18 protein-coding genes are annotated in these 23,003 nt (G+C 39.5%); 14 read left to right on the forward strand and 4 right to left on the reverse strand.

Annotated features, from left to right (window positions below; translation table 11 throughout):
• Positions 1-68: 68 nt before the first annotated feature.
• The 8 genes from rplK (at position 69) to ACT53H_RS09605 (ending at position 12,222) form a co-directional block, all read left to right on the forward strand.
• Positions 69-497, forward strand: coding sequence for a 50S ribosomal protein L11 (gene rplK, locus ACT53H_RS09570; RefSeq protein ID WP_001074682.1), 429 nt, complete (start codon positions 69-71; stop codon positions 495-497).
• 3 nt (positions 498-500) lie between these two features.
• A complete protein-coding gene (rplA, locus tag ACT53H_RS09575) occupies positions 501-1,196 on the forward strand; it encodes a 50S ribosomal protein L1 (RefSeq protein WP_004795104.1) in 696 nt (231 codons plus the stop codon).
• 313 nt (positions 1,197-1,509) lie between these two features.
• The gene (rplJ, locus tag ACT53H_RS09580; protein ID WP_004699170.1) at positions 1,510-2,016 is read left to right on the forward strand and encodes a 50S ribosomal protein L10; all 507 of its coding nucleotides are present in this window, start codon (positions 1,510-1,512) and stop codon (positions 2,014-2,016) included.
• A gap of 48 nt (positions 2,017-2,064) precedes the next feature.
• Entirely contained in the window at positions 2,065-2,430 is a 366-nt protein-coding gene (gene rplL, locus ACT53H_RS09585) for a 50S ribosomal protein L7/L12 (protein WP_004795102.1), read from the forward strand.
• 305 nt (positions 2,431-2,735) lie between these two features.
• Positions 2,736-6,824: a DNA-directed RNA polymerase subunit beta gene (gene rpoB / locus ACT53H_RS09590; protein ID WP_004795100.1), complete on the forward strand. Its 4,089-nt coding sequence runs from the start codon at positions 2,736-2,738 to the stop codon at positions 6,822-6,824.
• Between the two features lie 86 nt (positions 6,825-6,910).
• Positions 6,911-11,104: a DNA-directed RNA polymerase subunit beta' gene (gene rpoC, locus ACT53H_RS09595; protein ID WP_013199106.1), complete on the forward strand. Its 4,194-nt coding sequence runs from the start codon at positions 6,911-6,913 to the stop codon at positions 11,102-11,104.
• Positions 11,105-11,284: 180 nt separating this feature from the next.
• Positions 11,285-11,650: a DNA transfer protein p32 gene (locus ACT53H_RS09600; RefSeq protein ID WP_151964102.1), complete on the forward strand. Its 366-nt coding sequence runs from the start codon at positions 11,285-11,287 to the stop codon at positions 11,648-11,650.
• 215 nt (positions 11,651-11,865) lie between these two features.
• Positions 11,866-12,222 carry a hypothetical protein gene (locus tag ACT53H_RS09605; protein WP_004795095.1) on the forward strand — a complete coding sequence of 119 codons (357 nt, stop codon included), beginning with the start codon at positions 11,866-11,868 and terminating at the stop codon, positions 12,220-12,222.
• Between the two features lie 43 nt (positions 12,223-12,265).
• Here ACT53H_RS09605 and ACT53H_RS09610 read toward each other — a convergent pair whose 3' ends face one another.
• Positions 12,266-12,751 (reverse strand): DUF4442 domain-containing protein, encoded by a 486-nt coding sequence (locus ACT53H_RS09610; protein ID WP_107880608.1) that lies wholly within the window; start codon positions 12,749-12,751, stop codon positions 12,266-12,268.
• Positions 12,752-12,868: 117 nt separating this feature from the next.
• Between ACT53H_RS09610 and ACT53H_RS09615 the strand changes: the two genes are divergently transcribed.
• From ACT53H_RS09615 to htpG, 5 genes are all read left to right on the forward strand, one after another.
• The gene (locus tag ACT53H_RS09615) at positions 12,869-13,747 is read left to right on the forward strand and encodes an alpha/beta fold hydrolase (RefSeq protein WP_107880609.1); all 879 of its coding nucleotides are present in this window, start codon (positions 12,869-12,871) and stop codon (positions 13,745-13,747) included.
• Positions 13,748-13,848: 101 nt separating this feature from the next.
• Positions 13,849-15,273, forward strand: coding sequence for a Na+/H+ antiporter family protein (locus tag ACT53H_RS09620; protein ID WP_476009154.1), 1,425 nt, complete (start codon positions 13,849-13,851; stop codon positions 15,271-15,273).
• A 329-nt stretch (positions 15,274-15,602) separates the two neighbouring features.
• Positions 15,603-16,187: an OmpW/AlkL family protein gene (locus tag ACT53H_RS09625; protein ID WP_004795086.1), complete on the forward strand. Its 585-nt coding sequence runs from the start codon at positions 15,603-15,605 to the stop codon at positions 16,185-16,187.
• 189 nt (positions 16,188-16,376) lie between these two features.
• Positions 16,377-16,730 carry a lysozyme inhibitor LprI family protein gene (locus ACT53H_RS09630; protein ID WP_476009155.1) on the forward strand — a complete coding sequence of 118 codons (354 nt, stop codon included), beginning with the start codon at positions 16,377-16,379 and terminating at the stop codon, positions 16,728-16,730.
• Positions 16,731-16,832: 102 nt separating this feature from the next.
• Complete coding sequence (htpG, locus tag ACT53H_RS09635) at positions 16,833-18,752, forward strand: molecular chaperone HtpG (protein ID WP_174759585.1); 1,920 nt, start codon at positions 16,833-16,835, stop codon at positions 18,750-18,752.
• A gap of 84 nt (positions 18,753-18,836) precedes the next feature.
• On the opposite strand, the gene ACT53H_RS09640 is transcribed toward htpG, so the two are convergent.
• From ACT53H_RS09640 to ACT53H_RS09650, 3 genes are all read right to left on the reverse strand, one after another.
• Positions 18,837-19,733, reverse strand: coding sequence for a selenocysteine synthase (locus ACT53H_RS09640; protein WP_174730287.1), 897 nt, complete (start codon positions 19,731-19,733; stop codon positions 18,837-18,839).
• 125 nt (positions 19,734-19,858) lie between these two features.
• Positions 19,859-21,001, reverse strand: coding sequence for a hypothetical protein (locus ACT53H_RS09645; protein WP_476009156.1), 1,143 nt, complete (start codon positions 20,999-21,001; stop codon positions 19,859-19,861).
• Between the two features lie 360 nt (positions 21,002-21,361).
• Positions 21,362-22,063: a DsbA family oxidoreductase gene (locus ACT53H_RS09650; protein WP_004795074.1), complete on the reverse strand. Its 702-nt coding sequence runs from the start codon at positions 22,061-22,063 to the stop codon at positions 21,362-21,364.
• Positions 22,064-22,240: 177 nt separating this feature from the next.
• On the opposite strand from ACT53H_RS09650, the gene ACT53H_RS09655 reads away from it, so the two are divergent.
• Entirely contained in the window at positions 22,241-22,999 is a 759-nt protein-coding gene (locus ACT53H_RS09655) for a hypothetical protein (protein ID WP_151964095.1), read from the forward strand.
• Positions 23,000-23,003 lie beyond the last annotated feature (4 nt).

Consider the following 23,003-nt stretch of genomic DNA (forward strand, 5'->3'; position numbering starts at 1 on the left):
TGTTGTAACAGTAGTGTTGCGTAAAGATTGGGGAGCCTAGCGGCGTTCGTACCCAGAGGTATTTTAAAATGGCTAAGAAGATTGACGGCTATATCAAGCTGCAAGTTCCAGCTGGTAAAGCAAATCCATCTCCACCAATTGGTCCTGCATTAGGTCAGCGCGGTGTAAACATCATGGCATTCTGTAAAGAATTCAATGCTGCTACACAAAAAGTTGAACCAGGTCTTCCAATTCCTGTAGTGATTACTGTGTACAACGACAAGTCGTTCACATTCATCATGAAAACTCCTCCAGCTTCTATTCTTCTTAAGAAAGCTGCTGGTATCCAAAAGGGTTCATCTGTACCAAACAAAACTAAAGTTGGTAAGTTGACTCGTGCTCAGTTAGAAGAAATTGCGACTACTAAAGAACCAGATTTAACTGGTGCTGATTTAGACGCACGTGTACGTACCATTGCTGGTTCTGCGCGTTCTATGGGCTTGGAAGTGGAGCTATAAGACATGGCAAAGTTAACTAAACGTCAAAAAGCCATTGCTGCTGCTGTTGAAGCAAACAAAGTTTACACTTTGGAAGAAGCAGTGCAAGTTCTTAACAGCCTACCTGCTGCAAAGTTCAAAGAATCTTTGGATGTAGCTGTAAATCTTGGTGTAGACCCACGTAAATCTGATCAGGTTGTACGTGGTGCGACTACATTACCTGCTGGTACTGGTAAAACTGTACGTGTAGCTGTGTTTGCTCAAGGCGCGCAAGCAGAAGCTGCTAAAGAAGCTGGTGCAGACATCGTAGGTTTTGATGACCTTGCTGAAAGCATTCAAGGCGGAAACCTTGACTTTGATGTTGTAATCGCTGCTCCTGACGCTATGCGTGTTGTTGGTAAGCTCGGTACAATTCTTGGTCCACGTGGTTTAATGCCAAACCCTAAAGTTGGTACTGTAACTCCTGATGTAGCGAATGCTGTTAAAAACGCTAAATCTGGTCAGGCTCGTTACCGTGTAGACAAAGCGGGTATTATCCATGCTGCGATCGGTCAATTAGGCTTTGAAGCTGCTGCTATCCGTCAAAACGTTGAAACCTTAGTTGCTGACTTGAAAAAGTTAAAACCTGCAACTTCTAAAGGTGTATACATCAAAAAGATCACTTTGAGCTCAACTATGGGTCCTGGTCTTACTGTTGATGTAAGCAACGTTTCTAACTAAGTTTAAAACTTGGTCAAGAATTTTAAAGTCCTGATTGAGGGCAGAGTATAAAAATTATAGGTTTTTATACTCATTCAAAGTATTGCTTTGTTTCCTCACTCATCAGGCGGACTTTGAATTGATAAATGTAAATTTATCAGCGTCAAAGACCACAGGCGAAGAGACTTCTTTTGAATATCTTCTTAATAACCCAGCCTGCGTAGACGCGGTGGTGTGATTTATTCCTCCTCCGCGTGCAAGTCAAATCCTTATTGACTTGCGAATTGGGAGTGTACTTTTTTGAGTACATAAATCACCGTTAGGAGGTTTTACAATGGCTCTTCTTATTGAAAGCAAAAAACAGATCGTTGCTGAAGTGGCTCAAACTGCTTCTACAGCGTTCGCTGCCGTTGTTGCTGACTATCAAGGTTTAACCGTTGAGCAATTAACTACTCTTCGTGTTGAAGCTCGTAAACTAGGTGTTGCTACACGCGTTGTACGTAACACTTTGGCTAAACGTGCTCTTCAAGATACGCAATTTGCAATCTTGAATGACAACCTTGTTGGCCCAACAATCTTAGCATTCTCAACTTCTGAAGACGATATGGGTGCAGCTGCACGCTTGTTTGAAGAATTTGCTAAAACTAACAAAGCATTTGAATTAAAAGCTGCTGCATTTGATGGCAAACTTTATCAAGGTGCTGATGTTAGCGTTATCGCAAACCTTCCAAACCAAGAAAAAGCGCTTACTATGCTCGCATCTGTTCTTCAAGCTCCTATTTCGAAATTGGGTCGCTTACTTACAGCGCTTCAAGAGAAAAACGAGTCAGAAGCTGCTTAAGCTTAAATCTACTTCCACACCATTCAATACCCATTTGGAGTTAATCTCATGGCTTTAACAAACGAAGAAATCCTAAACGCAGTTGCTGAAAAAACTGTTCTTGAACTTGTTGAACTTATTTCTGCTTTTGAAGAAAAATTCAACGTATCTGCTGCTGCTGTAGCTGTAGCTGCTGCTCCTGCTGCTGCTGCTGCTGAAGAACAAACTGAATTCAACGTTGAGTTGACTTCTTTTGGTGCTAACAAAGTAGCTGTAATTAAAGCAGTTCGTGAAGCAACTGGCCTTGGTCTTAAAGAAGCTAAAGACCTAGTTGAAGGTGCTCCACAAGTTCTTAAAGAAGGCGTTTCTAAAGAAGAAGGCGAAGAACTTAAGAAGAAACTTGAAGAAGCTGGTGCTACAGTTACACTTAAGTAATTGTAAAAGGAGTCGGTTTTTAAATCGGCTCCATAAAATGGCTGATGGCTCTTGGGTCATCAGCCTTTTTGCGTTACAATAATCGGCTCGATTTTTGTTTGTTCTGTACAATAACTGTTATATTTCAGAAGAATCAAAGTAATTTCAAATGCTTACCAATATTTTTCTTTTTAAAAAATATTGTTAAGCGTTTTAATACCACTAAAAATTGCAGCATTTGTAAACAGTGGTGGCCATATCGGCCTGTGTAATTCCTTCTGAGCCCGTTCTGCAGGCGGGCTTGGTTTACTTTCCGAGGACTCCAGATGGCATACTCATATACCGAAAAGAAACGGATCCGTAAGAATTTTGGTAAATTGCCCCAAGTAATGGAAGCACCGTACTTACTTTCGATTCAGGTCGATTCGTATAGAACGTTCTTGCAAGGTGGCAAATCTCCAAAAAACCGCGAAGATATCGGTCTCCAAGCCGCATTTCGTTCAGTTTTTCCTATAGAAAGTTATTCTGGCAATGCTGCTTTAGAATTTGTTGAGTATAGCCTTGGTAAGCCTGAGTTTGATGTGCGTGAATGTATTTTACGTGGTTCGACTTATGCAGCACCAATGCGCGTAAAAATTCGTTTGATTATTAAAGATCGCGAAACTAAATCTATTAAAGACGTACGTGAACAAGAAGTCTACATGGGTGAAATGCCACTCATGACAGACAATGGTACCTTTGTTATCAATGGTACTGAGCGTGTAATTGTATCTCAATTACATCGTTCACCTGGTGTGTTCTTCGATCACGATAAAGGCAAAACACATTCAAGTGGTAAAGTACTTTATTCTGCACGTATTATTCCTTACCGTGGTTCATGGTTAGATTTCGAATTTGATGCTAAAGATTTAGTTTATGTACGTATTGACCGTCGTCGTAAATTATTAGCAACTGTTGTGTTGCGTGCATTGGGTTATAACAATGAACAAATCTTGAATTTGTTCTATGAGAAAGTACCTGTATATCTTGATATGGGTAGCTATCAAATTGACCTCGTTCCAGATCGTCTACGTGGCGAAATGGCGCAATTTGATATCGCTGACAATGACGGTAAAATCATTGTTGAACAAGGTAAACGTATTAATGCACGTCACGTACGTCAAATGGAAGCTTCTGGTTTAGCTAAGCTATCAGTTCCTGATGAGTACTTGTATGAGCGTATCACTGCTGAAGATATTACTTTACGTAATGGTGATGTGATTGCTGCAAATACATTGTTAAGCCATGAAGTTATGGTGAAACTGGCAGAAGGCGGCGTTAAACAATTCAATATCTTGTTCACGAACGATATTGACCGTGGTTCATTTGTTGCTGACTCATTACGTGCTGACACAACATCTGGCCGTGAAGAAGCATTAGTTGAAATCTATAAAGTAATGCGTCCAGGCGAGCCACCAACAAAAGAAGCTGCTGAAAACTTATTTAATAACTTATTCTTCTCTTCTGAACGTTATGACTTATCTCCAGTAGGTCGTATGAAGTTCAACCGTCGTTTGGGTCGCCCATACGAAGTTGGTACTGACCAGAAGTCACGTGAAGTAGAAGGTATTTTATCGCACGAAGATATCATCGATGTATTACGTACATTAGTTGAAATCCGTAACGGTAAAGGTGAAGTCGACGATATCGATCACTTGGGTAACCGTCGTGTACGTTCTGTTGGTGAAATGACTGAAAACCAATTCCGTGTTGGTTTAGTTCGTGTTGAACGTGCTGTTAAAGAACGTTTAAGCCAAGCAGAAACAGATAATTTGTCTCCACAAGATCTCATTAACGCAAAACCAGTTGCAGCTGCAATCAAAGAATTCTTTGGTTCAAGCCAATTGTCTCAGTTTATGGATCAAAACAACCCATTATCTGAAATTACACATAAACGTCGTGTTTCAGCGCTTGGACCTGGTGGTTTAACGCGTGAACGTGCGGGCTTTGAAGTACGTGACGTACATCAAACTCACTATGGTCGTGTATGTCCAATTGAAACGCCTGAAGGTCCAAACATTGGTTTGATTAACTCGCTTTCTGTATATGCAAAAGCGAATGACTTCGGTTTCTTGGAAACACCATACCGTAGAGTAGTAGATGGTCGTGTAACTGATGCAGTTGAATATTTATCTGCTATTGAAGAAGTGGGTACTGTTATTGCACAGGCCGACTCTGCTGTAGATAAAGATGGCAACTTAACAGAAGAATTCGTTTCTGTTCGTCATCAAGGTGAATTCGTACGTATGCCACCTGAAAAAGTGACGCATATGGATGTATCTGCACAGCAGGTAGTATCTGTAGCTGCATCGCTTATTCCATTCCTTGAACACGATGACGCGAACCGTGCATTAATGGGTTCAAACATGCAACGTCAGGCCGTTCCTACTCTACGTGCGGATAAACCGCTTGTAGGTACAGGTATGGAAGCGAACGTAGCACGTGACTCTGGGGTATGTGTGATCGCAAACCGTGGTGGTGCGATTGAATATGTAGATGCTTCTCGTATCGTTATTCGTGTAAACGAAGATGAAATGATTGCAGGTGAGGCTGGTGTAGATATTTACAACCTCATTAAATATACACGTTCTAACCAAAACACTTGTATTAACCAAAATATTATCGTGAATTTGGGCGACAAAGTTGCTCGCGGTGACATTTTGGCAGACGGTCCGTCAACAGATATGGGTGAGCTTGCGCTTGGTCAAAACATGCGTGTAGCGTTCATGACGTGGAATGGTTACAACTACGAAGACTCGATCTTGTTATCTGAGCGTGTACTTCAAGAAGACCGTTTAACTTCTATTCATATTCAAGAATTATCATGTGTAGCGCGTGATACTAAGTTAGGTGCAGAAGAAATTACTGCCGATATTCCTAACGTAGGTGAAGCTGCACTTTCTAAACTTGATGAATCAGGTATCGTTTATATCGGTGCTGAAGTTACTGCTGGTGACATCCTTGTTGGTAAAGTAACGCCTAAAGGTGAAACTCAGTTAACTCCTGAAGAAAAATTGCTTCGTGCGATCTTTGGTGAGAAAGCAGCTGACGTTAAAGACTCATCTTTACGTGTTCCATCTGGTACTAAAGGTACAGTTATCGATGTTCAAGTCTTCACTCGTGATGGCTTAGAGAAAGATGACCGTGCGTTAGCAATTGAAAAAGCACAGCTTGACTCTTACCGTAAAGACTTGAAAGAAGAATACAAGATCTTTGAAGAAGCAGCTCGTGAGCGTGTAATTCGTTTGCTTAAAGGCCAAGAATCTAACGGTGGTGGTTCGACTAAACGTGGCGACAAACTTGTTGAAGATATGTTGTCTGGTTTAGAGCTTGTTGACTTACTTGAAATCCAACCTACAGACGAAGCAATTGCTGAACGTTTATCTCAAATTCAAGTGTTCTTGAAAGAGAAGAGTGCAGAAATTGATGAGAAGTTTGCAGAGAAGAAACGTAAGCTTTCGACTGGTGATGAGTTAACAACCGGCGTTCTGAAAGTTGTTAAAGTTTACCTAGCAGTTAAACGTCGCATTCAGCCTGGTGATAAAATGGCTGGTCGTCACGGTAACAAAGGTGTTGTATCTAACATTTTACCTGTTGAAGACATGCCACACGATGCGAACGGTGTACCAGTAGATATCGTATTGAACCCATTGGGTGTACCATCTCGTATGAACGTGGGTCAGATTCTTGAGACTCACTTGGGTATGGCGGCTAAAGGGCTTGGCGATAAAATCGAAAAAATGTTGAAAGAACAGCGTACAGTTTTAGAACTTCGCGAATTCTTAGACAAGATTTATAACAAAGTTGGTGGCGAGCAAGAAGATCTTGATAGCTTAACTGATGCTGAAGTTTTAGCTCTTTCTGGCAACTTACGTGCTGGTGTGCCTTTAGCTACTCCTGTATTTGATGGTGCTGAAGAAAGCCAAATTAAAGACTTACTTGAATTAGCTGACATTTCACGTACTGGTCAAACAGTATTGTTTGATGGTCGTACGGGTGAACAGTTTGATCGTCCTGTAACTGTAGGTTACATGTACATGCTCAAATTGAACCACTTGGTTGATGACAAAATGCATGCGCGTTCAACTGGTTCTTACTCACTTGTTACACAGCAACCGCTTGGTGGTAAAGCACAGTTCGGTGGTCAGCGTTTCGGTGAGATGGAGGTCTGGGCACTTGAAGCTTACGGCGCAGCATATACTCTTCAAGAGATGTTAACTGTTAAGTCGGATGACGTTGAAGGTCGTACACGCATCTATAAGAATATTGTAGATGGTAACCATTATATGGATCCGGGTATGCCTGAATCGTTCAACGTATTGACCAAAGAGATCCGTTCTTTAGGTATCAACATTGAACTGAAAAATGGTGACTAAGTCGTAAGACTCACGATTTTTTAGGAAAAAACAATATTTGTGACCCAGTCGGGTAAGCATTGCTTCCCGACACACGGAGAAAAAAATTGAAAGACTTGCTCGATATCATGCGTAAGAAAACGGACTCAGATGGTCATGCACCAATTGAGTTTGACCGTATCCGTATTGGTCTTGCGTCACCAGAAATGATTAAGTCATGGTCTCATGGTGAAGTTAAAAAACCTGAGACAATTAACTACCGTACTTTTAAACCAGAACGTGACGGTTTGTTCTGTGCCAAAATTTTTGGTCCAGTAAAAGATTACGAATGCTTGTGTGGTAAATACAAGCGTATGAAATACAAAGGCGTCATTTGTGAAAAATGTGGCGTTGAAGTAACTACAGCGAAAGTTCGTCGTGAACGTATGGGTCACATTGAACTCGCTTCTCCAGTTGCACATATCTGGTTCTTAAAATCGTTACCATCTCGTATCGGTTTATTACTTGATATGACGCTTCGTGATATCGAACGCGTATTGTATTTCGAATCATACGTTGTAACTGATCCTGGTATGACTCCGTTTGAAAAGTATCAACTTTTAACAGACGAAGAATACTTCAATGCACTTGAAGAGCACGGTGATGAATTCACTGCGAAAATGGGTGCAGAAGCGATTCAGGACTTATTAAAAGATATCGATCTTGAAGCTGAAATCGCACGTTTACGTGAAGAAATTCCTCAAACAACTTCTGAAACGAAGTTGAAAAAAGCGTCTAAACGCTTGAAATTGATGGAAGCATTCAACGATTCAAACAACAAGCCAGAATGGATGGTGATGAATGTACTTCCCGTACTTCCACCAGATTTACGTCCATTAGTTCCACTTGAAGGTGGTCGTTTCGCGACTTCTGACTTGAACGATTTATATCGTCGTGTCATTAACCGTAACAACCGTTTGAAGCGTCTTCTTGATCTTGCAGCACCAGATATCATCGTACGTAACGAAAAACGTATGTTACAAGAGTCTGTAGATGCATTGCTTGATAACGGTCGTCGTGGTCGTGCAATTACCGGTTCTAACAAACGTCCATTAAAATCTTTGGCAGATATGATCAAAGGTAAACAAGGTCGTTTCCGTCAGAACTTACTTGGTAAACGTGTTGACTATTCTGGTCGTTCGGTAATTACTGTAGGTCCTACTTTACGTCTTCACCAATGTGGTCTTCCGAAGAAAATGGCACTTGAATTATTCAAGCCATTTATTTTTGCGAAACTACAAGCTTCAGGTCAAGCAACAACCATTAAAGCTGCGAAGAAAATGGTTGAGCGCGAGACTCCAGAAGTTTGGGACGTTCTTGCTTCTGTAATTCGTCAACATCCAGTAATGTTAAACCGTGCGCCAACACTTCACCGTTTAGGTCTTCAAGCATTTGAACCTATTCTTATTGAAGGTAAGGCAATCCGTCTTCACCCACTCGTTTGTGCTGCGTTTAACGCCGACTTCGATGGTGACCAAATGGCGGTACACGTTCCATTGACACTTGAAGCACAGTTAGAAGCTCGTGCATTGATGATGTCAACAAACAACATCTTGTCACCAGCGAATGGTGAGCCGATCATCGTTCCTTCTCAGGACGTTGTCTTGGGTCTTTACTACATCACGCGTGATGCAGTAAATGCTAAAGGCGAAGGCATGGTGTTTGCTGATACTCACGAAGTAAACCGTGCACTTGCAACTGGTCAGGTTGCGATCCATGCTCGTGTTAAAGTACGTGTGCATCAAACTGTTATCAATGAAAATGGTGAACGTGAACACGGAACTATTATTGTTGATACAACACCAGGTCGTTGTTTGCTTTGGGAAGTTGTTCCACAAGGCTTAAGCTTTGACATGATCAACCTTGAGATGACTAAAAAGAATATCTCGAAGTTAATCAACTCTTGCTACCGTAAACTTGGTTTGAAAGATACCGTTATCTTTGCTGACCAATTAATGTACTTGGGCTTCCGTCAAGCGACTCGTTCAGGTGTATCTGTAGGTATGGAAGACATGTTGATTCCACCTACTAAGCACACAATTATTGATAAAGCGGAAACAGAAGTTCGTGAAATCGAACAACAGTTCGAACAAGGTTTCGTAACTGCTGGTGAGCGTTATAACAAAGTTGTCGATATCTGGGCGCGTACAAACGACCAAGTTGCTAAAGCGATGATGGATAACTTGTCTTATACACTTGTGAAAAACAAACAAGGTGAAGACGAGAAACAAAAATCATTCAACAGCATCTATATGATGTCTGACTCTGGTGCCCGTGGTAGTGCGGCGCAGATTCGTCAGCTTGCTGGTATGCGTGGCTTGATGGCAAAACCGGATGGTTCGATTATCGAAACACCGATTAAAGCGAACTTCCGTGAAGGTTTAACAGTACTTCAGTACTTTATTTCAACACACGGTGCGCGTAAAGGTTTGGCCGATACAGCATTAAAAACTGCGAACTCAGGTTACTTGACTCGTCGTCTTGTAGACGTAGCGCAAGATTTGGTAATTACCGAACCTGACTGTGGTACAGCTGGTGGTCTGGTGATGACTCCATTCATTCAAGGTGGTGATGTCATCGAGCCATTACGTGACCGCGTATTAGGTCGTGTAACTGCTGAAGACGTACGTCGTGCATCTGATGATGAAGTTGTATTACCTCGTGGTACGTTAATTGACGAAAAAATCGCAGCTCATCTTGAAGAAGCGGGTGTGGATGAAGTCAAAGTACGTTCAGTAATTGCTTGTGAATCTGCTTTTGGTGTATGTGCTAGATGTTATGGCCGTGACCTTGCACGTGGTCACTTGGTTAACCCAGGTGAATCAGTTGGTGTAATGGCAGCACAATCTATTGGTGAACCAGGTACACAGTTAACGATGCGTACGTTCCACGTTGGTGGTGCTGCGAGCCGAACTTCTGCTGCGAACAGTGTTCAAGTACGTAACAAAGGTACTGTACGTTTCCATAACGTGAAAACTGTACAACATGCAAAAGGCCACTTGGTTTCAGTTTCACGTTCAGGTGAAATTGGTATTGCCGATGATTTAGGTCGTGAGCGCGAGCGTTATAAGCTTCCTTACGGTGCAAGCATCTTGTTGAAAGATGGTGAAGCTGTTGAAGCTGGCGGTATCGTAGCGACTTGGGATCCGCATACACATCCATTAGTAACAGAAGTTGCTGGTAAAGCACGTTTCAGCCAAATCGCTGATGGTGTAACTGCAACATCGAAAACTGATGATGCAACTGGTATGACTACTGTTGAAATCTTGCCTGTAACAGCTCGTCCTGCTTCTGGTAAAGATTTACGTCCTGCAATCGTGTTGGATACAACAGATGGCGGCGAACAGTTCTACTTCTTGCCACAAAACACAATCGTAACTGTTCGCGATGGCGAAACGATTGGTGTCGGTGACGTAATTGGTCGTGTACCACAAGAAACATCACGTACTCGTGATATTACCGGTGGTCTTCCACGTGTAGCTGACTTATTCGAAGCACGTAAACCGAAAGAACATGCAATTCTTGCTGAAGTTTCAGGTGTTGTAAGCTTTGGTAAAGAAACTAAGGGTAAAAACCGTTTAGTAATTACCCCAGATGATGGTTCTGAGATTTACGAAGAATTGATTCCAAAATGGCGTCAAATCAACGTGTTCGAAGGCGAGCATGTGAACCGTGGTGAAACAGTTTCTGATGGTCCACAAAACCCGCACGACATCTTACGTTTGAAAGGTGAAGTTGCATTAACTAACTACATCGTGAACGAAGTTCAAGACGTATACCGTCTCCAAGGTGTAAAAATCAACGACAAACATATTGAAGTTATCGTACGTCAAATGTTGCGTAAAGTTGATATCACTGATGGTGGTGATACAAGCTTCATCAAAGGCGAGCAAGTGGATTACATCCGCGTTGTTCAAGAGAACCAAGCTGTCTTGGCTCAGAACAAGTTCCCTGCGAAGTTTGAACGTCAATTGATGGGTATTACGAAAGCATCGCTTTCTACAGACTCGTTCATCTCTGCTGCATCGTTCCAGGAAACAACTCGTGTGTTAACTGAAGCTGCTGTAACAGGTAAAGAAGATGATTTACGTGGCTTGAAAGAAAACGTTGTAGTGGGTCGCTTGATTCCAGCTGGTACTGGTCTTGCATACCACTTAGAACGTCGTCGTCAAGAAGCAGAAGCTGCTGAACATGAGCTTCACAATGACTTCAGCGAAGTAGACCAAGCATTTAGCCAAGCATTAAACTCAGAACAATTCTAAGTTTAGACTGGTATTAAAAAAGGCACCTCAGGGTGCCTTTTTTATTTATATTTATTTATAACAATTAAAAGTGGTAATTACATAAACATATTAAAGAGCCATTATTTTATTACTTAAGCGGGATAAACGCTCCACAAAAACAGATTAGGCTACATGCTTATGGAGACTGGAGTAAATCTAATGAAAAAAATGATGACGATTGTTAGTGTTGGCCTGATGTCAACAACTTTGTTTGTTGGTTGCCAGAATGCAAGCCCAGAAAGTAAACGTATTGGTTCGGCTGCAATTGGTGGTGGTGCAGGTGGTGCTGTAGGTAAACATGTGGGCGGTAATATTGGCGCAGGTTTAGGAGCGGCTCTCGGTGCCGGCGTAGCAGCTAATGCAAAAGGATCGAGTAGTAAAACCGTGCGTAATAGTGCAATTGGTGCCGGTGTTGGTGCGGTGTTAGGTGGCGCAATCATTGGTGGCGATGCTGGTGCTGCTACAGGTGGTGCACTGGGTGGTAGTGCGGGCGCAGCTTATGAAGAGAAGAAAGGGAAGTACTAAAAGTATTCCTAATAATGTTTAAACCTAGAAGTCTTTAACCTGTTAGAGGCTTCTTTTTTATGTCTTTTTTATAATTAAAATTTTGCTTAATGAGCATAAATAGATGAGCTTTACAAAATATCAATCGATTAGGACAGATGAATAACACAATCTGATCAAATTACTCATAAAAGAGGATTATTCTTTTCATTAGAACAGGTAATAGGAGTATGGCCATGAAAAAAACAATAGGATTAGTTTCTGCTTTAATGTTGTCTACACTTATGATTACGGGTTGTCAAAATATGAGTCCGTCTGACCAGCGTATTGGTGCAGCAGCAGCAGGTGGAGCACTAGGTGGTGGCTTAGGTAACCATGTAGGCGGTGGTGTTGGTGCAGGCTTAGGTGCAGCAGTAGGTGCTGGTGTTGGTTCAAATAGCCAAGGCGGTAGTAAGCAAACCACGACTAAAAGTGCGATCGGAGCTGGTATCGGTTCTGTGGTAGGTAAAGCAATATTGGGTGGTGACTCTGGTGCTGCAATTGGCGGTGCGATAGGTGGTGGTGCTGGTGCAGCGATTGAAGAAAAAAGATAACACAGTATTGAGTGAATGAAATAAGCGCTTTTTAGCGCTTATTTCATTGAGGGAAAGGTTTTGCTTTTTTACGTCGGATATAAAGCGTTTTTTTAACTTCGGCAATTCTTACCCCCGATTCATCAAAAATATTTAGATGATAAGTTCTTAAAACAGGTTCGTAGTTTTCAGCAAGCTCACGTATTTGCTCAATCTCAGCTAAATCTACTCGAATGTCTGCATGTACCGTACTTCGACCAGGGGAAAGAAAATTAATTTCAGCAGCTTTATCCCAAACAATATATTTTGATCCGAGATGATGCAGCAGAATCATCATGTAAAATGGATCAACCATTGAATAAAGACTGCCCCCAAAGTGTGTTCCGACCAAGTTTTGGTTTTTCCAGGTCAGAGGCATTTTCACACGTACATGGCAAAGTTCTAAATTCATGATTTCAATATAAATCCCTGCACCACGATAAGGTGGGTAGTGATTAAATAGAAATTTTGAAATCGTAGGATTGTTCTGAAGTCTTCTTAAAATAGCCATAATAGTCAATTTTTTTTATTGAAACAGTATTCATACTAGATAAGTATCATCTTTTTTATATTGATGGCAATGCTCTATCCGACTAACGACATGATCGATTGAAAAACAAGATAGGAAATGATTATGCAGCCAAAAGTTCATACAGTAACAACAAGTGACCAACAAACGCTTTGTGCCAAAACATGGGGCGACGAAAAAAATACACCGTTGGTTTTAGTACATGGTTATCCTGACAATCAAGAAGTATGGGAATCAATCATTGAAAATTTAATCAATGACTTTTACATTGTCACCTATGATGTACGTGGGGCGGGTTTGTCGTCTATACCAAAACGTATACGTGATTACCGTTTAGAGCGGTTATCTCTAGATTTACAAGAAGTAGTTGATGAGTTATTACCAAATCGTCAATTCCATATGGCTGCACACGATTGGGGTTCAATTCAATCTTGGGAGTCGGTAACTGAGCCTAAATTTAAAGGGCGGTTATTATCATATACAACCATTTCTGGGCCATGTCTTGATCATGCAGCTTTATTTTTGCGTGATAAATTTAAATCTTCACCAGCTCAGATCCTAAAAATATTAACCAAATCTTGGTATATCGGTGCATTCCATCTTCCTTTGTTAGCACCAACAGTATGGTCTCTTTTTAGCCCTGAAAAATGGGGGAAAGTCCTGACTCAGCTGGAGAGAAAAAGTAATTTACCTTTAAATAATAATATTAATGCAGATGGTAAATATGGCATTAATTTATATCGGGCAAATTTTATTCCTCGTTTAACTGGCCCTCGTCAGCGTTATGCTCAATGTCCAGTTAAAGCCGTTATTTTAAAATATGACACTTTTGTGAGCCCTGAATATATTACTGAGGCTATGCCAAAGTGGGTAGAAAATTTTGAATATGTAGAGCTTGAAGCAAATCACTGGGCAATTCTAAGTGAGCCGGCAAAAATTGCAGATCATATTCGTCAGTTTATTAAGGCCCAAGCTTAATCATTGAGTGACTGCATAAAACTGTTAATTAGGCGATATTTTCGGCTTCATAGGTCTGAATCTGATAGAATGTCGCCTTTTGTTTTGCTCTGAATTTATTCATGAATGCTGTCGTTATTGCGATTGCAGTGATGTTTTTATTATCACTGGCACGCGTTTCTGTCGTACTGACTTTAGTGGTTTCTGCCATTGTAGGCGGCCTCGTAGCAGGTTTAAGCCTTTCTCAAACCGTTGATGCCTTTAACGCTGGTCTTGGTGATGGTGCTGAAGTTGCACTTGCCTATGCTGTGTTAGGGGCATTCGCTCTGGCACTTTCAAAATCTGGTTTACCTGACTTACTTGCCCATAAACTGATTGGTTTGTTGGGAATGGAAGCTGGAAAAAGCCGCGAAACGAAAGTGAAATATCTACTGTTAGGTATTTTACTCATCGCTGCTATTTTCTCTCAGAACCTTATTCCGGTTCATATCGCCTTTATTCCCGTACTCGTTCCGCCATTATTACGGGTAATGAACCATTTAAAGTTAGATCGTCGAGCAGCAGCCTGTGTTCTTACGCTAGGTTTAGTCGGAACTTATATTTTTCTTCCGGTTGGATTTGGTGCAATTTTCCTTGAACAAATTTTGATGGGGAATATCAACAAAGTTGGCGCAGCGTATGGCTTACATGTAGAGCGTGGCATGATGTCAATTGGCATGGCTATTCCTGTTTTGGGAATGGTTTTAGGTACCTTGGTTGCTGTATTTATTAGCTACCGTAAACCAAGAATTTATGCTGATCGTGCTATTACACCAACTACAACGATTGATTTAGATAAACCTCTTCGTGCAACAGCGCAAGCTGAAACAGCTGACTTAAAAGCAGATGCAGAAGAGTTAAAGCATGAGGCAGAGCAAGCGCCCGTAATTGCAAAGAAAACAATCTATATGGCATTGCTTGCAATTGGCCTGACACTCGCTGCACAGCTCTATTCGGGTTCAATGATTTTGGGTGGTTTAGTCGGTTTTGCTGTTCTATCTACTGCTGGAATTTTTAAGTGGCAAGATGCAGATGATGTCTTTGTACAAGGTATGCGAATGATGGCCTTGGTAGGTTTCATTATGATTTCTGCTGCGGGCTTTGCATCGGTCATGACGCATACTGGGGATATCAATCAACTGGTAAAAGGTGTGGTTGAAATCATTGGGGATAATCGAGCACTTGCAGCTTTCTTAATGCTTTGTATTGGTTTATTTGTCACGATTGGTATTGGTTCATCTTTCTCAAGTGTACCTGTATTAGCCGTTATTTATGTGCCTTTATGCGTACAGTTTGGATTTTCACCATTAGCAACGATTGCCCTTATTGGGACAGCAGCAGCATTAGGTGATGCAGGCTCACCAGCCTCTGATTCAACTTTAGGGCCAACAGCTGGTTTAGGTGTGGATGGGCAACATGACCATATATGGGATACGGTTGTACCTACATTTATTCATTTTAATATTCCGCTATTAATTTTTGGCTGGATTGCTGCAATGGTTTTATAGATTTTTTATAAAATATTAAATTATTAACCTTCTTAATGATGATCTTTAGATTTAAATTAAGAAGGTTTTTTATTGATTAAATAAAAGATGTATTTAAAATAAATTATATTAAAATACTCAGGATTGAAAAGTATATTAAAATAGTTGGTAATATAAAATAATCTTGATTAATAAGGTTGGAATAAAAACCAATTAAAATAGTTGGTTAATATATAATTTTATTTAAAACAGTTATTTAAAAATAAATGATAAATTAATTTTATAATGTGTATTGCATGATTTTAAAATACATGTTTATTATAAATATAAATAAGTTTGGAGATATTAAAGTGTTCAAAAAAGTTTTGGTTGTTGCATTAATGGGGATGTCTTCTTTTACTTTTGCTGGTAATTGGCAAGTGAAATTTGGTGGTAGTGTTATCGCTCCTTCGGAAGATACGACACTTGCTGAAAACACTGTAGTTAAAGCAGATCATGAATATGCATTTACGCCATCGGTAGAATACTTTTTTGGTCAGTCTCCATTTTCGGCAGAGTTATTATTAGCAGCACCTGTTAACCATGATGTGTTGCTAAATGGAAATAAGGTAGCGAGTCTTAAACAGTTACCACCAACCATTACTGCTAAATATCATTTTAAAAATTCGACTCGTTTTACGCCATATATTGGTGTTGGTGCAACAGCATTTATTGCTTGGGATGAAGATGGCATTGTAAAAGATGTGAAAGAAGATTTTGGTGTGGCAGGACAAGTTGGTTTTAATTTCCAACCTGCAGATGCTAAAAATTGGGGAGTATTTGTAGATGTTCGTTATGCTGATATAAGCCCAGAAGTTACTTTAAATGATGGGACTAAGTTTGATCTAGATATTAATCCGTTTGTTTACACTTTAGGTTATAGCTATAAATTTTAAGCATAATAATAAATAGAAAAAATATAATAATAAACCTAGACTCAGGCACCTCACATATATTTTATGTGAGGTTTTTTTATGGATTTTATTTGCACTAAAAAAAGCATAAAACAGACAGTTTTATACATATCTTATGCAAGTTTTTTTCTAAACTAATTTCTATTCATTACAAAACATGGGAATAAAATCATGAACAAAAAATTAGCGATGTGTTTGGCTGTTTTTAGTGGTATTGCTTTTACACAGAGTTTGCAAGCCGCAAGTTTCTCATGTGATGCTGCAAAAACCAAAACGGAAAAAAGTATTTGTAAAAATCGTTCTTTAAATGATGCTGATGTGAAAATGGCAACAACCTATCAAATTGTCCTGCATGCATTGCCGATGGGTGGGCGTGATAGCCAGAAAGATGCTCAATACCAATGGCTGAAAAAAAGAAATGCTTGTGCGGCTGGTGTAAGTTGTCTTAGCAAAGCTTACCAACAACGACAACAGCAGTTGGACTCTATCTTGCAAGATAGAGTGTTAAGCCAGGGTCCATTTTAATTAGAGTAAAAATTTTTAATATTCAGGATTGAAAAATTCTAGAAGTACTCCATTCATAAAGCATTCGAGAACAAACAGACTTCAAAATTTAAGGAGTGATTTATGAGTGAACAAGCATCACAAAATTATAGTTTCCAAGCGGAAGTTGCACAGCTTTTACATTTAGTGACGCATTCTCTCTATTCTAACCCTGAGATTTTCTTACGCGAGCTGATCTCTAATGCATCAGATGCATGTGATAAGTTGCGTTTTGAAGGAATTAATCATCCTGAATATTATGAAAATGATCCAGATTTACATGTACGAGTTATTTTAAATAAAGAAGATAAAACTTTAACCATTTCTGATAATGGTATCGGCTTAAATCAGCAAGAAGCGATTGATAACTTAGGTACGATTGCAAAATCGGGTACTAAAGATTTCATGTCAAAATTGACTGGCGATCAAAAAGCAGATGCTCAGTTGATTGGTCAATTTGGTGTTGGATTTTACTCAGGTTTTATTGTTGCTGATAAAATTACCGTGGAATCACGCCGTGCGGGTCTAGATGCATCTGAAGGGGTGCGTTGGATTAGCGGTGGTACAGGCGAGTTTGAAGTTCAACAAATTGATAAGGCTTCACGTGGTACCGACATTATTCTTCACTTGCGTGATGACGCGCTTGATTATTTAGAATCTTATAAAGTTAAGCAGATCGTTAATAAATACTCTGACCACATTAGTTTGCCAATTGAAATGCAAAAAGAAGTTTGGCAAGAAGAAGAGGTTGCTGAAGGTGAGGAGCCTAAAGGCGGCCAAATGGTCAAAACTGGCGAGTGGGAAGCAATTAACTCAGCCAGCGCTTTATGGACACGTAACAAGAGCGAAGTCACGGAAGAACAGTATGTTGAGTTCTATAAAAACTTAACGCATGACTTTGAAGCACCACTGGCTTGGGCGCATAACCGTGTTGAAGGTAGTACTGAATATACGCAGCTACTTTATATTCCAAGTAAAGCACCACATGACATTTTTACTCGTGAAGCAAAAGCGGGCATTAAGCTCTATGTGAAACGTGTCTTTATTATGGATGATGCGGATAACTTAATTCCAAATTATCTACGTTTTGTTCAAGGTGTAGTGGACAGTGCTGATTTACCACTGAATGTCAGCCGTGAGTTGTTGCAAGAAAGCCGTGATGTTAAAACAATTCGTGAAGGCAACGCACGCCGCATATTAACCTTGCTTGATGGTATGGCTAAGTCAGAAGACGAAAAAGACCAAGAAAAATTCAAGACGTTCTACAGTGAGTTTGGTTCAGTACTTAAAGAAGGCTTGGGCGAAGACTTTGGTAACCGCGAACGTATTTTAAAATTATTACGTTATGCGACATCAACAAATGATGAAGTAACAACTTCTTTTGCTGACTATAAGGCACGTATGAAAGAGGGCCAAAAAGCCATCTACTATGTGACTGCTGACAGCTTAGCGGCAGCGAAAAACTCACCACAGCTTGAGTTGTTCAAGAAAAAAGGCATTGAAGTATTATTAATGGCAGAGCGTGTTGACGAATGGGCAATGAACTTTGTTCAAGAGTTTGACGGTACACCATTAAAGAATGTGTCAAAAGGCGCGGTTGATTTAGGTGATTTGCAAGATGCTGAAGAGAAAAAAGCACTTGAGCAAGCCGCTGAACAGTTCAAACCTGTTGTTGAGAAACTAAGTGACTCATTGAAAGCTAAAACTAAAGAAGTACGCGTGACTACACGTCTCGTTGATTCGCCTGCATGTTTAGTAACAAGCGAAGGTGAGTTATCGCCTCAACTCATCCGGATGCTAAAACAAGCGGGACAAGAAGTACCTGAAATCAAACCAATCTTAGAAATTAACCCTGAGCATCCTTTAGTGAAAAAACTTGAAGGTTCAGAGCAGTTTGATGACTTGGCAAACGTGATTTTCGATCAGGCTGTTATTGCTGAAGGTGGTTTACCTGAAGATCCAGCAGCTTATGTAAAACGTATTAATAGCTTATTGCTGAAGTAATTCAGCGTAAAAAAAGCCTCTGAACTTTCAGGGGCTTTTTTTTGTGGATAAAGAAAGAGTTATCCACAATTTGATAATTTTTGATTAAAAATTAGCTTCGAGATTCATTTGAACGCTGAGCTGATGTTTCGAATCATCATCAATATGGTTAAAAAAGTTAAGGTCATTTTGCATAAAAAGCCAATCTCGCCATACAGGCTGCCGCCATGAAATATAAGGCCCCCAGCTATTTAGCCGAATGTCATTTTTGGTATATACGCCACCACTATACACACCGTAAGTAAGATGATTATCCTTTAGAAATTGATACTGCTGGAAAGTCCAATTTCCCCAACTATAATCTTCATTTTCACTCTTATTCACATTAAATTTATTAGCGAAAAGAGTGTTATCTTGCATTTTCTGCGTTAAGTTTAGCGTTGTCTCGGTGTAGTTCCGGCTAGTAGAACCATAGCGAAATACCTGTTCGGTATCCAAACTAATGTTATGTCTTAAATTCCATTTTTTCTTTGCCAAAAATTGTACATAAACATCGTTTTCTGAGTTTGCACCTAAATCAAGATTATTTTCAAAAGGCATCCAAGTTGAAATGGTCGCCCAGCTTGCACTCAGTGGATTAGTTGTCGAAACCTGAGCTGAAGAGTTCTTCTTCTTTTTCTTACCAAAGGCCTTATAAGTTTGTTCAGGCTGAGTCACTCGTCTCCACAATGTATCATTTCCAAATACAGCCATTAGTTCTTGAATTAAGGCGACATCGGGTAAAGCATCATTTGTCTCTGTTTCACAAGGAGATAGTGAAAGTGATTGTCTTTTTACTTTAGTAAAACTCGTAGAAGAATAAGGATAACGCCGTGACCGTTGGTGCTTGAACGTATTATAAAAAAATTGAGTATGCGGAATTAAAGTCAATACACCCAAACTATAAATACAAATGAAGATAGCCGATCTATTTTGAAATGAAAAAGAAGAAAATTGATTCATTTTTAAGGCGAAGGAATCAAAAATAAAAATTAGAACAGTACTTTAAAAGCCTAAGCTTAAATTTTTATTTAAAAGTATTTTATTATTCATCACCTTGGAAGAATTCCAAGGTGACGTTGGCTAGCTTAAAAAAGTGCTTCTAAGCGTAAGAAGGTGCTGACAAAATGATTGCGATCTTCGCGGTGGTCATTAAAGTAATTTACATCGCCTTGTACAAAGAACCATTCACGTAAAACGGGTTGACGCCATGAAACAAACGGGCCCCAACTGTTTAAGCGTAAGTCATTGTCGTTGTAATAACCACTTGTATAAATACCATAGTTAAAACGGTTATTTGCAAAGAAACTGTGCTCGCGGAAAGTTCTGTTTTCCCAAGCTAAATCATCGTCTTGATCATCGGCATAAGTTAAGCTGAACTGATTTGATAAAAACGGTTGATTTGGTCTGGCATGTGTAAGTTCAAGATTGGTACGTAAATAGTTTTCGCTGTCTATGCCATAACGATAAATTTGCTCAGCATAGAACTTAAAATCATTACGGAGTTGCCAATCTCTTGATGCTTTTAAACGAACATAAATATCGTCTCCAGAACGAATACCTAAGTCAGCATCTGTTTCAAAAGGCAATTTTTTCGAGAAATTTGACCAACGTAAAGCAATCGAACTGTTGTCATCTCGCGTTTGTTTACCATTTAGCTTCTTATTGGAGTCTTGATTTGGGTTTTGATTAATATTGGCCGGGCTGTTATTAAATTCATTATCAAGAGAGTCATCACCAAACACCACGCTGAGCCGTTTTTCTAGCGTTGGTAATTTAATCTTGCCTCGTATTCTGGGCTTAATTTCAAAATTATCATATTCATTCCAATAGTTATCGACCATTACGCGAATGGTTGCAGTAGCAGGTTTTTGTGGATCGACTTCACCAAACCAGTTATCAATTTTTTCAGAAGTACGATCGGCCCAATTACGAATTTTCTTTTGCTTACGGTCAACCCAGGTTTGATCTTCTGTTTGTTCGGTAGGGGGAACAATACGTTGACTAGATTGCTCTGGAAAAATAGTTGGGGTTGCATCTACCCAACGTGGAATCTGATCTAACAGATTTTCATCTGTTGTAGCTTCGGTTTGAACTCCAGATGACAAACCTTCTATTTGTTGGCTTTGAGTGGAAGAGCTCGTTTCTGCATGAGCAATGCATACCGAACCGAATCCAATAGTTAAAAGTGCAAAAAGCTGCCGGTAGGGCATTACGTGAAATGTTTTCATATCTATCTTTATGTTTTGTTGTTGTTTCCACTTTTGTTGATTTTTCTAATAAAATCAAGAGGGCGACACAAAAGTTAAGTAAATTTAACTTTTTTTACATATTTGAAATAAATTAAAAAGTTTAAGCTAGTAGCGATTATTTTTAACCAAAAAAAATCCCCCAATTAAGGGGGATGATAGATCAAGGAAACTTCAAATTCCGATCATTAAACACATAAAAAACAGAACATTACAGCGCGAATATTCTAAGACGCAATCATAAACTGATTTTAAACAATTAGATAGTTCTTTTTTTAGAACGCTCTATTGCTAAAATGGTGATAAAACATACGATTTCATCACACTTTCAATTGGGTTGATTTATTTCTGTGGAATATCACATGATTCATCATTACAAACAGCTGCATCATCTTGTTCAACTGCTTCAGCATTTGCTTTCAGTTGTGCTTGCTCTAAGACTTTTAAAAAGACGTCACGTGGTTGAGCACCCGCGAGTGCGATTCGTTGATCAAATACAAAAAATGGTACGCCCGTAACATTTAACTGCTCTTTAGCAATCTTTTCGTCATGACGAACAAAATCAGAGAGCTCATTGGTATCCAATACAAATTCAACTTCCGCATTATCAAGACCAATACGAGAAGCAATTTCTTCTACAACTTCACGTTCACCAATTGCCAGACCTTCAGTCATATAAGCATGGAAAAAAGCTTCTTTTGCTTGATTGCCTAAGCCTTTGCTTTGCGCAAGGTGAATAATACGGTGTGCATTGAAACTATTGCCAGAATTCGCCTTTTGCCATTGGAAATCAATACCTTCAGAGGCAGCCATGGCCGCAATATTGCGTTCCATTTCTTCCATTTCTTCATAGGTACGGCCATATTTTTTAGCTAAACGCTCAGTATTTGAAGTGTCATGTTTTGCTGGCGCATCAGGATCTAATTCGAAACTATGCCAGTGAATTTCAAGCTCAATACCTGCTTCAGCAGCTACATGTTCAAGGCGTTTTTTGCCGATATAACAGAAAGGGCAAACTACATCAGACCAGACATCAACACGCATGGGAGAATCTCATAAATTTTAATTACCCATCATAATAGGGATGATGCACAAGGATTTAAAGCTTTGAGTAGCGAATACAGTGTTGCGTATTGTGAAATAAATGGCATATAAAGAAGAATAAGCTCTATTTTATAACTATAAAGAGCAAAACTATAAGAAGGGAAATAGGAGGTGTGTATGCGCCGAGTTTTGATTGCGATAGCAAGTCTGATTGTTATCACAAGCATTGTTTTTTTCACCTATCAACATATCAAACAGCAACAGGCCAAAGACAGTAGTCAAATGTTTGATGTGGTCATGACTGAAAAAATGAACCAGCTTTATGAGCAAGCACAGGATTGGTCTAAACCCGTCGAGCTTAATATTCACGATAAACGATTGGCAGGACACTATAAGCAAATTTCAGAATTTCTATTAAGTTATTGGATTCAAAATATTAATGCACGAAATGCATATTTGAGAGAACTCAAAGCAGCCAAATGGGATACTTTTTTAAATGTTGATCGTTTAGATATTGATAAAAAGCAAAAATTTGCGGAAACCGAAAAGATGCTAGCGGATGTACGTATAGCTTCGGATCAGTATCAAACTGAATATGAAAAAATTCATAAAACCTTCTTAGCAAAGGTTCAAGAATTATCTGTTGATGCAGAGATGAGACAACTCCTTGAAATGAAATTGGGAACTCAACAAAAAGCAGATCAAGATCATGCAATTTTTATGATTGAGCTACAAATTTTAGATAAAGCAGAAGAAATGTTTAAGCTTCTAAAAAATTATGAATGGCAGAAGAAAGATCAGATGATTCTTTTTCATGAAAATGCTCAGGTCAAAAAGTTTAATGGGCTTTACCAAGATGTTTTAAAACTGAATGCAAAAATTGAAAAAATTAAGAAAAAAAATGTAGCTGCACTCGAAGGAGATTTAAAAGAATAAGCGT

The organism is Acinetobacter sp. DMC2 (assembly GCF_056314305.1).

Coding starts and splice junctions, on each gene's coding strand:
- rplK (WP_001074682.1), top strand. CDS start 69: ATGGCTAAGAAGATTGACGGCTATATCAAGCTGCAAGTTCCAGCTGGT.
- rplA (WP_004795104.1), top strand. CDS start 501: ATGGCAAAGTTAACTAAACGTCAAAAAGCCATTGCTGCTGCTGTTGAA.
- rplJ (WP_004699170.1), top strand. CDS start 1,510: ATGGCTCTTCTTATTGAAAGCAAAAAACAGATCGTTGCTGAAGTGGCT.
- rplL (WP_004795102.1), top strand. CDS start 2,065: ATGGCTTTAACAAACGAAGAAATCCTAAACGCAGTTGCTGAAAAAACT.
- rpoB (WP_004795100.1), top strand. CDS start 2,736: ATGGCATACTCATATACCGAAAAGAAACGGATCCGTAAGAATTTTGGT.
- ACT53H_RS09600 (WP_151964102.1), top strand. CDS start 11,285: ATGAAAAAAATGATGACGATTGTTAGTGTTGGCCTGATGTCAACAACT.
- ACT53H_RS09605 (WP_004795095.1), top strand. CDS start 11,866: ATGAAAAAAACAATAGGATTAGTTTCTGCTTTAATGTTGTCTACACTT.
- ACT53H_RS09610 (WP_107880608.1), bottom strand. CDS start 12,751: ATGGCTATTTTAAGAAGACTTCAGAACAATCCTACGATTTCAAAATTT.
- ACT53H_RS09615 (WP_107880609.1), top strand. CDS start 12,869: ATGATTATGCAGCCAAAAGTTCATACAGTAACAACAAGTGACCAACAA.
- ACT53H_RS09620 (WP_476009154.1), top strand. CDS start 13,849: ATGAATGCTGTCGTTATTGCGATTGCAGTGATGTTTTTATTATCACTG.
- ACT53H_RS09630 (WP_476009155.1), top strand. CDS start 16,377: ATGAACAAAAAATTAGCGATGTGTTTGGCTGTTTTTAGTGGTATTGCT.
- htpG (WP_174759585.1), top strand. CDS start 16,833: ATGAGTGAACAAGCATCACAAAATTATAGTTTCCAAGCGGAAGTTGCA.
- ACT53H_RS09640 (WP_174730287.1), bottom strand. CDS start 19,733: ATGAATCAATTTTCTTCTTTTTCATTTCAAAATAGATCGGCTATCTTC.
- ACT53H_RS09645 (WP_476009156.1), bottom strand. CDS start 21,001: ATGAAAACATTTCACGTAATGCCCTACCGGCAGCTTTTTGCACTTTTA.
- ACT53H_RS09650 (WP_004795074.1), bottom strand. CDS start 22,063: ATGCGTGTTGATGTCTGGTCTGATGTAGTTTGCCCTTTCTGTTATATC.
- ACT53H_RS09655 (WP_151964095.1), top strand. CDS start 22,241: ATGCGCCGAGTTTTGATTGCGATAGCAAGTCTGATTGTTATCACAAGC.